This is a genomic window from Paenibacillus nitricinens (assembly GCF_052056485.1).
GTDB classification, from domain to species: domain Bacteria; phylum Bacillota; class Bacilli; order Paenibacillales; family Paenibacillaceae; genus Paenibacillus_AQ; species Paenibacillus_AQ nitricinens.
The window spans coordinates 4,207,805-4,222,546 of sequence record NZ_CP183948.1 but is presented as its reverse complement, the minus strand read 5'-3'; the positions used below and the strand labels follow the sequence as shown (position 1 = coordinate 4,222,546).

Below are 14,742 nucleotides of genomic sequence, written 5' to 3'. Positions count from 1 at the left end.
TTTACAGGTCGCTAGGAATAGATGGTTTCCCTGCACTGAAAATAAGTTTATCAGCGGAAGTTGAAAATGCGCCGTATGTTGGCTATTTTGATGTTGAATCAATGAACGTTGATTCCATCATTGATAAATTGCTGTCGAACACCATACTGACCTTACAGAATACGGCCAGTCAACTGGACGCACAATCTATTGAGCAGGCAGAAGTTATTTATGTAAGACAAGAAAGATGATTGAAGTTTTGTATGATTAATGTTGTGATAAGCCTACTCATTGAATGGAGGAGATTTTCTGGAAGCTAAAGTAGTAACACTACCCACTTTTCATGTTGTAGGTTACAAAATTGAAGCAGATATTAAAGCGTTCGAGTCTGGTCTTGGTAAGAGCATTTATCATTGTCTAATGGAAAGAAAAGACGAAATTCAAAACAAGAAAAATGAGAATGTGATTTTAATGCAGATTTATCCTATGAATTCCGATTTTAATCCTCAGGTCGATAAGTTTACACATATTCTTTGTTACGAAGTAAGTAAACAAGGCGATGTTCGGTAGCGTCAAGAAGTTTGTGTAAGAGAACAGAAAGTAGCTTCTCGGGTATCTGTTAGTGGGTGTGGATGTTCTTTGGGGCGGGGAAACCCGCCCCAAAGAACGAGGAAATTAGGCAGGTTCTTCCTGCCCTTCCTGCACCGGGTACCGCGCTTCAAACATGTTGTTCAGTTTCTTCTTAACCTCCAGATCACCGAAGCCGCGAATCACTCGTTCGCTAAAACGTTCATTGTAGTCCATCACGTCGAGGTAGACAATTTTCTCTGCCGCATCCATATTCGTGAGACTGTTCATCGGCTTTAGGCGCTTTCGGATTTCCTTGTTCATTCGTTCAATCGGATTGGAGGTGTAGATTGCTTCTTTCACGAGTGCCGGATACTTGTAAAACGTTAGCAAGGTAGAGAGTTGCTCCTCCCAAGACCGCATCTCTTTGGGGTACAGCTTGCCCCATTTTGCCTTTACCGTATCAAACGCAGCTAGCGCCAGATCGTGGTCCTGCGCCGTGTAGATGGTCTTTAGATCCTCAATCACTTCCGTTTTGTGCTGGATCCGGATTTTAGGGAAGGTAGAGCGAACCTTGTGGACAATACAGTGCTGCACATCGGCTTTTGGGTAGGTTTCTTTAAATGCAGCATCGAGTCCTGGTAGCCCGTCAAATATACCGAGCAGTACTTCCTGTGCGCCTCGGTTGTAGAGGTCTTTCAACACTTCACGCCAGCCGTTTGCGCTCTCTTGGCCACCTACATAGAAGCCAAGAATTTGCCGGTGCCCATCTTCGTCGATCCCCATCGCGAAATAAACGACTTCTCCCTTGACGGTCCCGCGTTTAAGCTTGACGTACAAGCCGTCCAGATAGATCACGGAATAACGCTTGTTTAACGAACGTTTTTGCCACTGGTGGATGTCGTCAAGTACCGTAGCTGTTATATTACTGACCGTTGTGGGGGAGTAGTGGCTGCCAAACATACTTTCAATAAAACGGGCTACATCCCGGGTGCCCATGCCCGACTTATACATCTGAATTACCGCCTCTTCCAGCCAGCCGTCCCGTCTCTGGTACGGCTCAAACAACTGAGTCTGGAACAGACCTTGGCGGTCTCGGGGAACCTCTAAATCCTCCACATTGCCGTATTTCGTATGCAGGTTTCGTGTGTAATATCCGTTGCGGCTGTTGCGTGCACCTGCTTCATCACTCGACATGAACGCTTGGATTTCTGCGCGCATAATGGATTCCATGTTATCTTTTACAAACTGAGTGACAAGATTTTCAAATAGATTATTAAGTTGGTTTTCGGGTAAAATAGTCATCGAGTAGGGTTCCTTTCTTGGTGGACTTCGCAATCCCGAGAATACCCTACTTTTTTGTTGCCTGACTAGGCTCCAAATCCTGGTACACAACTTATTTTACGCCATCCGATGTTCCGTTAGATATGATAGGTCATGCTGTCGGTGAGAATAAGTATGTTCTTACACACATAAGGGACTTGAATCGGAGCTTAGTCGTTCGTATGACTATGTCTATGGACAATGGATTAGAGAAACTGGAAATGAACCAAAGGATTATGATTTTGAAATTTGGGATGAAAGATATAATCCAGAAAGTCTAGACAATGAGATTGATTTGTTGTGGCATTGAAGTAATTATTTATGCTTCAGCTTAGACGTGAACAAGCTCCTGTGATTATCACAGAAGCTTGTTTGTGTTGCGGATTATTATTTTTTGCTGGGATTGCGCTTAGGGTTATCTGTCTGACCCAAAATATAGTCGATGCTTACTTTATGAAAATTAGCTAGCGTAATTAAAACGGCGCTCGGAACATCCAAATTTCCATTCTCGTAGCGGGAGTAGGTGGCTTGTGTAATATGTAAAAGCTCAGCCATTTGTTGCTGTGTCAGATCTTTATCTTCGCGTAAGTCGCGGATTCTTGTGTACAATGCTCATCACCCAAGCCAAGTTTACTTTATGCGAAAATTGCATATTGTTATTTATGCGGTTTTCGCATAAAATTTATACGTGTTAGGAGCACTAGTTGCGAAAGGAGGCATGATGGTGATCATTTTGGAGGATTTTTATTATGGAAGATTGAGTCCGAATGAGTTGATTAAACCAAGTGATCCGGAATTGCAGAAGATTAATCAGAAAATCATTAATTTTTTGGAGATGCTCAAAGAGAGGTTATCCGAAGAGGAGTTTGATCAAGTCGAAAAGCTATTCGATTTACAGAGTGACTCAAGCTCTTTGCATTCAGCATTATCTTTTATCCAAGGTTATAAAATAGGAGCATTAATGATGATTGATGTATTTAGTGGTGATAAAGATTCTTTTTATGATGGTATATAGTAACTCAGTAAAAGAACCGGGGCGAAGTAAATTTGCTTCGGTTTTTGGGTTTATTTCATGTAAATAAGAATAGGATTTCAAGAAGAAATATCCGTTGAATCAATCAGGTTAGACTGAAAGGTGAACAACAATGCCAGAACAGCTTTTAAGTGAAAATGAGCAGTCAAGCATTGAGCATCAGGTACATTGGTCGAGAATCGAAACTGGACCTATAGGCTATACGAAGAAGTGGCCTCTGGGGAAAAGATCGAGTCCCGTAAGGAAATGCAGAAGTTACTTCGGCATGTTGAAGACAAGCTCTATTATGGAGTAGTGGTCATGGATATTGACCGTTTAGGGCGTGGAGAAAACAAGGATTGGGCACTCATTAAAGATACATTCTTAAACTCAGAAACGGTCATTATCACACCAAACAAGATATACGATCTGGAAATAGACAATGACGATGTATCCTTTGATTTCATGTCTATTTTTGCCCGAATAGAGTACAAAACGATTAAGCGAAGAATGAAGCAGGGGAAAGAGGTAGGAGCTAAGAAAGGCATGTGGACAAACGGAAATCCGCCGTTTCCTTACTACTACGATAAGAACACAAGGTCGGTATTGGTGGATGAAACAAAGCGTCCGATTTATCGAGCGATTGTTGAAAGGATTTGAATGGAACATACCTTGGTCATATCGCCATTTGGTTGACGGATAACAAGATACCCACGCCATACAACATTAAGCCTGATGGAAAGAACAAGGGCTGGTCAAATATTACGGTTCAACGGTTGCTGGCAAGCGAAATCCATTTGGGTTACATTACTTATGGAAAAACCCGTTCCAAGCGTGGTCAGCTGGAGCTTGTACCCGAAGAAGAGCGGATTAAAGTCATGGGAACACATGAAAAGCTGAAAACGCCGGAAGAACATGAAGCGATTATGGAGCGGCTGCTTAAGAACAGAATGCTGAACCCCAATTCAAGGCGTAACATTTTTCCTTTGTCAGGCTTGCTGTATTGTGAGAAATACGGTTCTTGGATGAGATTTAGAGTAGGTGAGAACAAGAAGCAGGGACAGCACTGGAGTGCATTGTGCTATCACCAGTACAAAGATGGCAGCAAATGCGATCAGCGCGGGAAGGTAATGGATGCTGATTTTTTTAATGCTCTGTTTGATCGGATTATTCATGTAGACCCAAACATTTTACGGGAGATTGAATTGTATGGAAGTCGTTATAATGATACGCAGACGATCATTGAGGTCATAGAGCAGGAGTTGAAAAAGCATAAGCGGGCATTGGACAAGCTGTATGAATCGTATGAAGAGGATATGCTTACGAAGCAAGTGTTTTTGGAGCGTAAAGCTATCCGGTCAAGGCAGATACAGAAGCTGGAGGAAGAGTTGAAGGATTTGCGGAAGGTAGTAGTAGATGAAGGGAATTATCCGACTGTGGAGCAGATATATGATCGGATAGGTGAGTTTAGGGAGTTGTGGAGCGCTGCGGTGACAAGTGAAGAGAAGAATAGGGCGTTGAAGAAGCTAGTGGAGCGGATTGTGTATGATAGGGAAGGGAATCGGGTGGAGTTGACGGTTTGTTATAGGTGATATGTAAAGGATGTGTAGAGAATAGTTAGAAATAGCGAGTCTCTGGAATTTTCTCCAGAGGCTCGCTATTTTACATGCATAGATCAAATGACCTATAGAATAGAAGTCGTTAAATTTTGTAGAGGAAATAGTCTTATTTTGTAGAATCTATAATGTGGGAATAATTAGGTGGAACCAGATAATTATCAGTTGATGGGGGTTTATATATATGAAATCAAATGCACCTGGTCAGTTATTAGGGTTTTCTATGCAGTATCCGCGTGCACTTTATCATCTACTCAGGAGTGCTCCTAAAGATGTTGTTTGTGTTGAAGTATTAGGAGATGTGGCAACTTTGAAATCAGATGGAGAACTGCTTGCCGAAGAAGATAAATCTTCAATAGTAGGTAATCCGTTAACAGACAAATCAACTGATTTGTGGAAAACATTTTCAAATTGGATAGAAGCAATAAAAGATGGGTTCATTGATGTAGAGAAAACTAAATTTCTTCTATATACTAATCGGTCTGGAAGAGAAGGTATTGTTAATAAGTTTAGTTCTGCAGAATATCGCTCAGACATTCAGAGTGCTCTTGAATACACGAAGAAAAAGCTTGGTGATATAAAATCAGATCATGATATATGGACCTATTATGATTTTGTAGTGAATAGAAATGAGGCATTGTTATTTAAAATAATTCAACGATTTGAACTGCAAATTGGAAATGGTGCAGGCTATGAAGAAGTGAGGATTGAGATCCAAAGAAAGCATGTTCCAGAGGGTCAAATTGAGTTTCTCATGGAGAATCTTAGTGGGTGGGTACAAAAAGTAATAACAGAAAAGATAGTGGCTCATAAATGCGCAACCATTAGTTGGGAAGAATTTGACCGGCAGTTTAAGGTGATATTTGATCGTTCTCGTTGCAGAGAACTTATTGATTTTACGATGCATTATTCTAAAGAGCACGATAATGTTCAAAAACATGTTAAAAACCGCCCAATATATTTAAGACAACTTGAGTCAATTGAATTGGATGAAAATGAAATACTTGATGCTATTTCCGATTATTTGAGAGCAGATATAAACTTTGAGAAGTGGATAGCGAATGAAATCATCGACGATGAAATTGCTCTTGATTTTGAAGATAGATTGACAAAATTTTGGGGAAATCAAAGAAAAAGAATAGAAATTACAGAGAAGAAATTAGGTGATTTCGAGCGAGGCCAATTACTGCTAGTTGACTGCAAATCAAGAGCAGAAACAATTAGAGATATGACCCCACCTCCTTCAACGATCCCTGGTGCTTATCACGCATTAGCTGATGATTCAATTTTAGGTTGGCATCCAAATTGGGATAAAATATTTCCTAAGGAAGAGGGGATTTGATCTTGGGAAAATTGGTTGAAGAAGTGAAACTTTGGAACACACCAATTATTGGAGCTTATTTTATTTGGAAATTCACTCGAGGATATTGCGATGGTCACCCACATGGAGATGCTCCTATTGGTCTTCTACATTTTGTTGCCATTGCTATTTTAACAAACAAAGATTTACTCAAACCTATCAGTAATCAAAGAGCAGATCTACAATCGTATGTTAGGAGTTTTGAAAATACAAAAGACTCCGATATATTATTATCTATTCAACAAAGAATAAGAGATAAAAGAGAGTATACACTTGCTGCAATTGATGTTGCTATTGCGGAAGGAATGGTAATGTGGGACATGGAAAGCGGGAAATTGTACCCTCGCAATTTAAATAAACCTGGTCGTGGAAAAGCATTGAAAACTACAATAAAGCGAGAAGGAGAGAAAGCCGAGATATTGGGGAAATGGTTTTCTAAACATGATCTTCATGCTATCGAGGCATATCTTAAGGTGGTGTTCTAATGAAATTTCAAATATTAAAATTAATTATTTGGCCAAAATCACAGGGGTTTGCTCCTCAAATAGTACCTTTTGAATTAGGGAAAGTAAATGTAATTACAGGAGCATCTCGTACAGGGAAATCTGCCATTATACCTATTATTGATTATTGTCTTGCATCAAGTGATTGTTTTATTCCAATAGATACAATACGTGATTATGTATCTTGGTATGGTGTCCTTATTCAAACGGAACATGAACAAGTTTTGATTTCAAGAAAAGTTCCAAATGGGAACAGGGTGTCAAATGAATTTTATCTCTCTAGAGGTTCAGTTGTAAGTATTCCCCCTATAATTGAGGAGCCAAATGAAAAATCTGATGGTATAAAGCATATTTTAAATGTAATTGCATCTGTACCATATTTCAGTTTGAATGGAGGGGAGGATGAAAAAGAAAGTTATCAAGCTCGTCTCGGATTTCGAGACTTGATGGCATTAGTTTTTCAAAACCAAGACATTGTGGCTAATCAAAACATCTTATTTTATAAGACACACGCTCATGAACATCGAGAAAGACTTAGAAATTGGTTTCCATTTATATTGGGAGCTGAAAATATCGACGTTTTAACAGCAAGGCAACGCCTTCAGTATGTAGAAAAAAGATTAAATCAACTAAAAAAAGAATTTGATAAAGTCAAGAATGTTTCAGCTTCATGGATGGCTAATATGCTTGGTCATTTGAAAATAGCACATGAATACGGAATTTTAGTAGAAGAAGTTTCAGATGAGACGGATCCGGATGACTTGTTAGTTACGGCTAAGCAAATATTTGAAAATATACCTGAATATTCAAATACCAAACTTGATAATATCGAAACAGCAAATAAAGAAGTTGTTGAGCTTGAGATTGAAGAGGAACGAATTAGTATTGAGATAGGTTTAATGAAAAAAAGGTTGAATGATGTTAAACGTTTGAAATCAGGATTCCTTGGCTATGGAGATTCTCAGCGAAAAAGAGCAGATAGACTTCATATTTCACAATGGTTAGAAAGTGTGGCAATAGATTCTCAGGCATGTCCAGCATGTGGAAGTTCTGAACATCCGAAATCCAGGTCAGAGCTACCGAAGGTTATTGCTGCATTTAAAAAGTATGAAGATCAATCTAGAAGTGTTGCAGAAATTCCTACTTCATTTTCAAGGGAGGAGGAAAGAATCAAATTAGATTTACAGAACCTTCTAGATGAAAAAGAGAAATTACAAAGACGATTTGATTTGCTGATAGCTCGAGATAAAAGTGCACAGGAAGAATTCCAACGCAAAAAAAATATGTTTTTATTTCTAGGTCATCTAAAAGCATCGATTGAAACATTTGAAAGACTTGTTGATGGAGGAGATTTGCAGGAGCAAATTTCTATTCTCGAAACAGAATATAGTGAGTTAATTAAGAAGGTAGATCATGGTAAAGTCTTACAAAGAATTGATAATGCAACTGCAATTATATCTCAACGTATTTTGGAACACTTGAAGACTCTTGATGTAGAGGATAAATATCGAAAGATTGCTCCAAAATTTAGCGTCAAGGATCTTAATATATCTGTTTTGAGTAATGATGAACATTGGCATTTTCTTGCTGAAGTTGGTAGCGCATCAAATTGGGTCTCTTTTCATATTGCCTTAATGTGTTCTTTGCAAGAATACTTTCTAGAGCATGAACCATCTTGTGTTCCTAGCTTTGTAATATTTGATCAACCAAGTCAAGTCTATTTTCCAAAATTAAAGAGAATTGATCCTGATGTTGATTATGATCCTGAATATGATAACGAGGATATTAGTGCGGTGAAGAGTATGTTCAAAACCATCGCTGAATCGGTTGTGTCTAAAAAGGGAGCCTGGCAGTGCATCATTCTTGATCATGCAGATAGTGACATTTATGGTGATATTGAAGGTATTCATGAAGTGGTTGAATGGAGAAATGGAAAAAAGTTAATACCGGAAGAATGGTATTCATAGAGGTTGAGAATTTAAGAATAATTTTATTTCAATAAATCTAAAATCCTTAAGAAATCACAGAGGGCAAGGTGATGTTCGTGGGTTGGACAGAAAGAGTGAAAAATAATATATTTCCTGTTAGCAAGGAAAAAAATAATGTTCGTAGAGCTTTAGATGAGTGGGTTTATAAAGGGAACATGTACGATGTTGAAACACCTGATGAAGTGTGTGAATTATGTGATCATCCTAATATTCGATACCAATTTGAAATTATTAATATTCATAATCAAAATACATTACAGATCGGTTCTGAGTGCGTAAACAAGTTTGAAATTAGTGTTCTTGATCAATCAGGTAAAAAGCTGACTAATAAAGACGCAAAGAAAAAAGTTAATCAAGATAGAAATAAGCTGGTGACAGATGCAAAAAAACGAGATTTAATTAATTCTCTTGTTCAGTTGTCAAAAGTGGATGAAGATTTTGACATTGAGAATTTCATCAAATATTTTAAAGAAAATAGTGCATTTACTCCAAAACAACTAACTACTCTTATTTGGAGGCTAGAGAAATACAGTATTAAGTTCAAGAAAAGTCATTTTAAAATGACTATGAAAAGAAATAGGGATAAGCAGCAATTGTTTGATATGGAGGACTGGAGAGTAAAAACCATATGGGACTGTTTATCAAGTTCTCAAAAAGGAATATACAATGAACACATTGAGAGAAAAACATTTACAAATCATTTGCCGCTCTAATTTATTATTCCAAGTTGCTCAAGGAAGAGCCTAATTTGACAATATAAGCGAATGCAAGAAAAATTGTTAATTTTGCGTTATTTAATGTGAGTCAAGATGATGAGCTTTACATCATAAATGCAGCTCTTAAGAAAATCAAAATCACTTATTCTTAAAAATTGATTTTATATTTTATTTAGGCATGGCTTTGTTACAGTGAGGTATATTAGTTTTATCTTTTTATCAGGGTGTGTACCAAGTGATGTCCCATGACAACTGAAAATTTACCCAATAGATTAGCCAAAGAAAAAGTCACCGTATCTGCTGAAACACGCACATCACAAATGGTTCTCTTGGTCAGAAGACACTTTTGACGAAATTAAGAGCTTGACAATAGAATGGAGGATTTCATGAAAATTAATAACATCATTGTGAGAAATTTTAGGTCTATTAAAGAAGCTCATGTTAGTGTAGAGGACATTGTCGCTTTAGTAGGAGAAAACAATGTGGGTAAATCGGCACTCTTAAGAGCTATAAATTCTTTCTTTAATTTCGAAGACGAGAGAAAAGCATTTGAAGATGAGGATCATAGGCATGCATCAAAGACTCAATATACTGATATTATAATAACGTTTAGTATAATTAGCGGCAAGACCAAGGAAATGTTTGCTGATTATATAAATAATTCTAATTTAACAATTAGATTTCGCTACAGTTATAAAACAAAAAAACGTACATACAGCTATAAATCAGGTATAACTTTTGAAAATTTGTCGGAAAATCATGAAGTTCTAATTTATATAGATAAATATATACAATTCGTATATATACCAGTAGAACGAACTATAGATGATGTCGATTTTGCTACAGAAAGTTTATTTAAAAAAGTAATAGAGGAAACATTAAAAGCAAAAACTGAAAGTAGAGATAGTATTTCACCGAGACTTAAAAACGAATTAGGAGTAATAGAATCAAGAATATTAAAAAATATAGCAAGTAATATTGATAAATATTATTTACTAACCCATAATTTTACTTTTAAGGTGCAGTTTAAAGGGAATATAGATTATTCTATTATTTTAAATGATATTGAATTGAAGATTAACGATCTTAACAGAGACTTTAATCTAAAAGATTGCGGAAGTGGCGTAATAAGTATGTCAATCATTTCTATGCATTTAATTTTAGCAGAATTAAGGCATTCTAATGTAGTCTTTGGAATTGAGGAACCAGAAATTAATTTACATCCTCAAGCACAGAAAGAACTAATATTGAATATAAAAGAAAATTCGAAAATTAATCAGCTATTATTAACAACTCATTCTCCAATAATTATTGATCAATTAGATCATCATAAGGTAATATTGGTGAAAAGAGAGTATGATAATAAAAAAAATGTTCAAAGTAATTTATATCAACTTTCTAAAAGCTTTTTTGAAGACAACGGGATAAAAGAGTTTAGTTACTACCAGTTTTTTAATTATAGAAACAGTGAGTTCTTTTTTTCGAAAATTGTTATATTAGCAGAAAGTAAAAATGATGCACAAGTTATAGATCATCTACTAGCGAGGTATAACATTGACACAATAAAAAATGGGATTTCAATTCTTAACTTAGAAGGAGTTAAAAACTTTAGATATCCTTATTATCTATTAGAACAATTAAAAATCCCAAGGATGATGGTAGTTGATAAAGATTTTTTTACAAATTATAAGAATAACTCATTAGATCAGAGTAGAGATGTAAATGGTTTTCCTGAATACAAGGGCAATTTGAATAAGAAGAAATTTCTAAAAAACTTAACAAAGAAAGAATCGTCAGTTGTAAAATTTGAAGATTATTTATCAAACAATAAACATACCGAAATTCTTAATTTTCTAGAAGATTATAATATTGTGTGCATGAAATATAATCTAGAGTGTGATCTTATTTCAACTTCTCAAGGAAAAGCTCAATATTGGGAAGAATTAAACATATCTTCAAAAGAAAGAACAACCAATAAGCTTTTGTTAGAAAATTCAGAAAAAATCAAAGATATTAATATACTAATGAAAGTGTTAAGTGGAATATCTAAAAATGGATTACCGCATTCTTATAAAAGAATTCCTAAGATAATTACAGAATTAATACAAAAAATGAAATAATACAACACCTAAATAAAATAATTAGTAATTTAAGTTGACAATAACATCTCCTAACACAAGTTTCACGCAGCGGGCACACGCCCTTGGTTGGAAGATGATTATACAGTAGAAATAAGTTCACCAACACAGACGTCCACCTAAGATAAGAGCTATCTAAGGTGGACGTCTGTCGTGAAATCAACAACGTTATACGAAATTAACGAAAATACACTAAAGATATTGTAAACTTTAATCTTTAGTATTACTGGGGGTTCGTAACATGAATGATAAGACAATCAAAATCCGATGGGCGAATACAACTGATGCAGAAGATCTAGTTAAACTCAATGATGCATTTAACGGAGTAGGAATTACCATAGATGAAGTGAAGATAATCTTCCATCATCGAATGAACTGGTAGCTTTGGCTTTTATTGATGATGTTTCGGTTGGATTTTCTTGTGCACAATATTTCAGATCGTTTTGTAAACTAGAGGAATCAAGAGATCTTATACAAAGATGATATTAATCTATTTTTTGAAAAAAAAAAATACTTGTCCAAGAGAGTGTCCTTCAACGAATGCTCTCTTTCCTAATAAATATTCTTTAAAAGCCGAATGCCTGAATTATAGCGCAATCGGCTTTTTTTCGTTGAAGGGAGGAAAACGAATGAAAAAGGTAGTGGCCCATGCACTATTGTAAAATAATGCATAATTCAACAAGTTGAAAAGGTGTAAATTTCCATAATAACTCGAAGATACCAATAAATTAATTAAGGATAAGTCAACATATCTGTGTAAAACATACATAAACCGGTGAACTGATCCCTTGTTCAGAAGCAGCTCTTGTAAACAATCCCACAACCTGCTCATATCTATTAAATGTCGCTACTTATTGACCCACACATACCTCCCATTGATGAGATGTTCGCGTGAATCAATTTATAAAACTCCTGCTAATATAAATATTGGTGGGATTTTTTTGTTTTAAAGTATAGTTAGATCTTAATAATCTTCCATTTGATGCAATAAAAATGCATGGACGGACTTATTCATACTCTGACGCAATAATCCGCGCCATTTCAGATACGAGGCGAGCATTTCGCCCAATTTAGCTACTGCTGTTTATCCCTCCCTTCATTCGAAAGCCTATCCTTGACCTACACAGAATTTCAGACAGATGTATTTGCCATAATTCAATTGTCAGAGGAGTAGCTCTGCGTATCAAAAAACTGGATAAATTGTTAATTTCACCCCTATACTCACTAAAATCGATTATAATTAAATTTATGTTCGATTACTATTCCTAAGTTAATCGGATGGGTTATAGAGTTCTCAAATCCACGCTTATGGATAAGAGGAGGCGAATGATATGACGATAATGCCTGTTATAGTAATGATCTTTGTATTTGTACCTGCCATTGTACTCATGGTAAGCATGCCTTATTTATCAAGAGAGACGATTAATTTTGGGGTCACCGTCAGCCCTGTACAATTCCATAGTGAGCCTCTGCGCCAGATGCGGAAGTCATATGCTTGGATTAGTACTACCTTGCATACTATCCTATTCATTGTTTGTATCATCTGTCTAATATACGGTGACGAACATTCCATGCAACAAAGTTGGATCATTGTCACTTATTCACTCGCCATGGTCGTAATCTCCCTAGTCATAAACATTAGCTATTATTTCAAAATGAAAAGTTTACTACCTATGCTGCCTATTGCTCTGGAACCATCGATCATGGCAGTGGACACTGAATTTCGGAAAAAAAACATAGGCTTGTCTAGTAATTGGTTCTTCATTCATGTTTTAATTATTGGTGTTACTATTATAACTGTGCTACGTAACTACGATCTGATTCCTGATCAGATTCCGATCCATTACGACAGCAGTTGGAACGTAGACGGCATGTAGCTAAATCTTATAGTTCTGTGTTTATGCCTACGATAATGCAAGTGTTGGTAACACTTTTGTTTATATTTGAGAATTGGAGTATTCGCAGAGTGAAGCAGCAGGTTCAACCCACTGATCCTAATCGTTCCATCAGACAAGACGTAACTTACCGCCGTACTTGGTCATATTTTATGATTACAGCAAGCTTCTTAATAGTTATCCTGTTTTCCGTCGTGCAACTAAACATGATATCTCTGCTTAACATGAATTTCGCTATCCCTATTATCCTAATCATAATAGCCCTTATCATCCTATACGCCTTCGCCTTAACGTTCTGGGCTGGTCAGAGCGAAAGCCGCTTGGAGAGATCTGCCGATAGCTCCAATGTCAGACCTGTCCATGATGATGATAAATGGTTATTAGGTATGATTTATTTCAATAGCAAAGATCCAAACCTAATCGTCAAGAAAAGGCTCGGAGTCGGCTGGGGATTAAATTTCGGTCACCCAGTAAGCTGGCTGTTTTGGCTCGGAATTATTGTACTGTTAGTTGTGGTGCGGTAACAAGGCAAACTCTTATTGAGCAATTGATTTAAATCAGCAAGTTTGATCAAATTAACAACCGGGATATTCCGCGACAAGCTTATGTGGTATATCCTATATATTTATCACCTTAATGTTCATCATACTTTAGCGAGTAGACCGCTATTAATTATTGGACATAATATAATATTTCTAGAATTATTGTCTATTTTGATAATTAGTCATAAAGGAGGAGAACAACGATGATAAGAGGATTAACAACAGCAGGCTTAGGTGAACTCAGCTCTAATGAAGAATATATCAGACTTGCGAGCCAATTCGGCTTTCAGTCGATAGACGCAAATCCATTGGAGTTAGTGCAGCAGTATGGTAAGGATGGGGCTGTTCAATTGCTGAAAAGTCATGGCATCATGTTAGGATCATTTGGTTTAGTGGTAGATTGGCGCACGACAGAGGAAAGCTTTAGAGAAGGGTTGAAATCGCTTACCCAAATAGCTGAGGCCGCTGAAGCATTAAATTGTACGACATGTTGTACATATATTTTACCTTCGACAGATCTTCCGGTCGCAGCTTTTATGATTGCAGCCACAAGACGTTTAAGACTATGCGCGGAAACATTAGGCGCTTATGGAATTACATTAGCATTAGAGTTCGTAGGCCCTCATCACTTACGTACACAATGGGCAAATCCACTGATTTGGACGATGCAAGATACGTTGAGCTGGATGGAGACGATTCAAGTAAGGAACATCGGATTGTTATTGGATTCTTACCATTGGCATACGAATGGATTAACGAGTGAGGACCTGCTGAAATTACAACCGCATCAAATTGCATATGTCCATATTAATGATGCTAAACCTCTACCGATAGAGGAATTGTTAGATTTCGATCGATTGTATCCAGGAGAAGGTTCTATTGATCTCACAAGATTCTTGGTAAGCCTGAAAAAGATCGGGTATACCGGTGTGATCGCCCAAGAAGTTCTGGCGCCAGCTTCCGCGCAAAGTTCATCTGAATTATTTTCTCGTTCTAAAGCAGGCTTCGATAAAGTATTCTCTTCGCTGGAAAACGTATCAATATAGATTAAACTTGAAATATTCAAAAAAAGGATAAGTGCTAAAATTCCAAACATTCTCTGG

At 36.7% G+C, this 14,742-nt stretch carries 15 protein-coding genes; 13 read left to right on the top strand and 2 right to left on the bottom strand.

The features are described from left to right. The first annotated feature begins 101 nt into the window (after positions 1-101). Positions 102-230: a hypothetical protein gene (locus ACN6KS_RS18745; protein WP_440960237.1), complete on the top strand. Its 129-nt coding sequence runs from the start codon at positions 102-104 to the stop codon at positions 228-230. A gap of 424 nt (positions 231-654) precedes the next feature. Here ACN6KS_RS18745 and ACN6KS_RS18740 read toward each other — a convergent pair whose 3' ends face one another. Together ACN6KS_RS18740 and ACN6KS_RS18735 are read right to left on the bottom strand one after the other, a co-directional pair. Next, positions 655-1,851 (bottom strand): IS256 family transposase, encoded by a 1,197-nt coding sequence (locus ACN6KS_RS18740; protein ID WP_280789143.1) that lies wholly within the window; start codon positions 1,849-1,851, stop codon positions 655-657. Positions 1,852-2,256: 405 nt separating this feature from the next. After that, positions 2,257-2,478, bottom strand: coding sequence for a helix-turn-helix domain-containing protein (locus tag ACN6KS_RS18735; protein ID WP_076285355.1), 222 nt, complete (start codon positions 2,476-2,478; stop codon positions 2,257-2,259). Positions 2,479-2,587: 109 nt separating this feature from the next. On the opposite strand from ACN6KS_RS18735, the gene ACN6KS_RS18730 reads away from it, so the two are divergent. The 12 genes from ACN6KS_RS18730 to ACN6KS_RS18675 all read left to right on the top strand — a co-directional run bounded on the left by ACN6KS_RS18730 (position 2,588) and on the right by ACN6KS_RS18675 (position 14,685). Then, complete coding sequence (locus ACN6KS_RS18730) at positions 2,588-2,884, top strand: DUF6809 family protein (RefSeq protein WP_440960236.1); 297 nt, start codon at positions 2,588-2,590, stop codon at positions 2,882-2,884. Positions 2,885-3,070: 186 nt separating this feature from the next. Then, positions 3,071-3,541: a recombinase family protein gene (locus ACN6KS_RS18725; protein WP_440960235.1), complete on the top strand. Its 471-nt coding sequence runs from the start codon at positions 3,071-3,073 to the stop codon at positions 3,539-3,541. After that, positions 3,538-4,473: a recombinase family protein gene (locus ACN6KS_RS18720; protein WP_440960234.1), complete on the top strand. Its 936-nt coding sequence runs from the start codon at positions 3,538-3,540 to the stop codon at positions 4,471-4,473. Before ACN6KS_RS18725 ends, ACN6KS_RS18720 begins: the two co-directional genes overlap by 4 nt. Before the next feature lie 208 nt (positions 4,474-4,681). Next, positions 4,682-5,839, top strand: coding sequence for an ABC-three component system protein (locus tag ACN6KS_RS18715; protein WP_440960233.1), 1,158 nt, complete (start codon positions 4,682-4,684; stop codon positions 5,837-5,839). A gap of 2 nt (positions 5,840-5,841) precedes the next feature. Next, positions 5,842-6,342 (top strand): three component ABC system middle component, encoded by a 501-nt coding sequence (locus tag ACN6KS_RS18710; protein WP_339287250.1) that lies wholly within the window; start codon positions 5,842-5,844, stop codon positions 6,340-6,342. Further along, positions 6,342-8,327: a DUF3732 domain-containing protein gene (locus tag ACN6KS_RS18705; RefSeq protein WP_339287248.1), complete on the top strand. Its 1,986-nt coding sequence runs from the start codon at positions 6,342-6,344 to the stop codon at positions 8,325-8,327. Before ACN6KS_RS18710 ends, ACN6KS_RS18705 begins: the two co-directional genes overlap by 1 nt. A gap of 77 nt (positions 8,328-8,404) precedes the next feature. Next, positions 8,405-9,061 carry a hypothetical protein gene (locus tag ACN6KS_RS18700; protein WP_339287246.1) on the top strand — a complete coding sequence of 219 codons (657 nt, stop codon included), beginning with the start codon at positions 8,405-8,407 and terminating at the stop codon, positions 9,059-9,061. A 389-nt stretch (positions 9,062-9,450) separates the two neighbouring features. Beyond that, entirely contained in the window at positions 9,451-11,184 is a 1,734-nt protein-coding gene (locus ACN6KS_RS18695; protein ID WP_440960232.1) for an ATP-dependent nuclease, read from the top strand. 259 nt (positions 11,185-11,443) lie between these two features. Beyond that, positions 11,444-11,584, top strand: a complete 141-nt coding sequence (locus ACN6KS_RS18690; RefSeq protein WP_339287243.1) for a hypothetical protein — start codon at positions 11,444-11,446, stop codon at positions 11,582-11,584. 949 nt (positions 11,585-12,533) lie between these two features. Continuing rightward, entirely contained in the window at positions 12,534-13,079 is a 546-nt protein-coding gene (locus ACN6KS_RS18685; RefSeq protein WP_440960231.1) for a hypothetical protein, read from the top strand. An 89-nt stretch (positions 13,080-13,168) separates the two neighbouring features. Then, positions 13,169-13,621, top strand: a complete 453-nt coding sequence (locus ACN6KS_RS18680; protein ID WP_440960230.1) for a DUF5808 domain-containing protein — start codon at positions 13,169-13,171, stop codon at positions 13,619-13,621. Between the two features lie 221 nt (positions 13,622-13,842). Continuing rightward, complete coding sequence (locus ACN6KS_RS18675) at positions 13,843-14,685, top strand: sugar phosphate isomerase/epimerase family protein (protein WP_440960229.1); 843 nt, start codon at positions 13,843-13,845, stop codon at positions 14,683-14,685. The last annotated feature ends 57 nt before the right edge of the window (positions 14,686-14,742 follow it).

Coding starts and splice junctions, on each gene's coding strand:
- ACN6KS_RS18715 (WP_440960233.1), top strand. CDS start 4,682: ATGAAATCAAATGCACCTGGTCAGTTATTAGGGTTTTCTATGCAGTAT.
- ACN6KS_RS18695 (WP_440960232.1), top strand. CDS start 9,451: ATGAAAATTAATAACATCATTGTGAGAAATTTTAGGTCTATTAAAGAA.
- ACN6KS_RS18705 (WP_339287248.1), top strand. CDS start 6,342: ATGAAATTTCAAATATTAAAATTAATTATTTGGCCAAAATCACAGGGG.
- ACN6KS_RS18685 (WP_440960231.1), top strand. CDS start 12,534: ATGACGATAATGCCTGTTATAGTAATGATCTTTGTATTTGTACCTGCC.
- ACN6KS_RS18745 (WP_440960237.1), top strand. CDS start 102: ATGAACGTTGATTCCATCATTGATAAATTGCTGTCGAACACCATACTG.
- ACN6KS_RS18730 (WP_440960236.1), top strand. CDS start 2,588: ATGATGGTGATCATTTTGGAGGATTTTTATTATGGAAGATTGAGTCCG.
- ACN6KS_RS18740 (WP_280789143.1), bottom strand. CDS start 1,851: ATGACTATTTTACCCGAAAACCAACTTAATAATCTATTTGAAAATCTT.
- ACN6KS_RS18690 (WP_339287243.1), top strand. CDS start 11,444: ATGAATGATAAGACAATCAAAATCCGATGGGCGAATACAACTGATGCA.
- ACN6KS_RS18675 (WP_440960229.1), top strand. CDS start 13,843: ATGATAAGAGGATTAACAACAGCAGGCTTAGGTGAACTCAGCTCTAAT.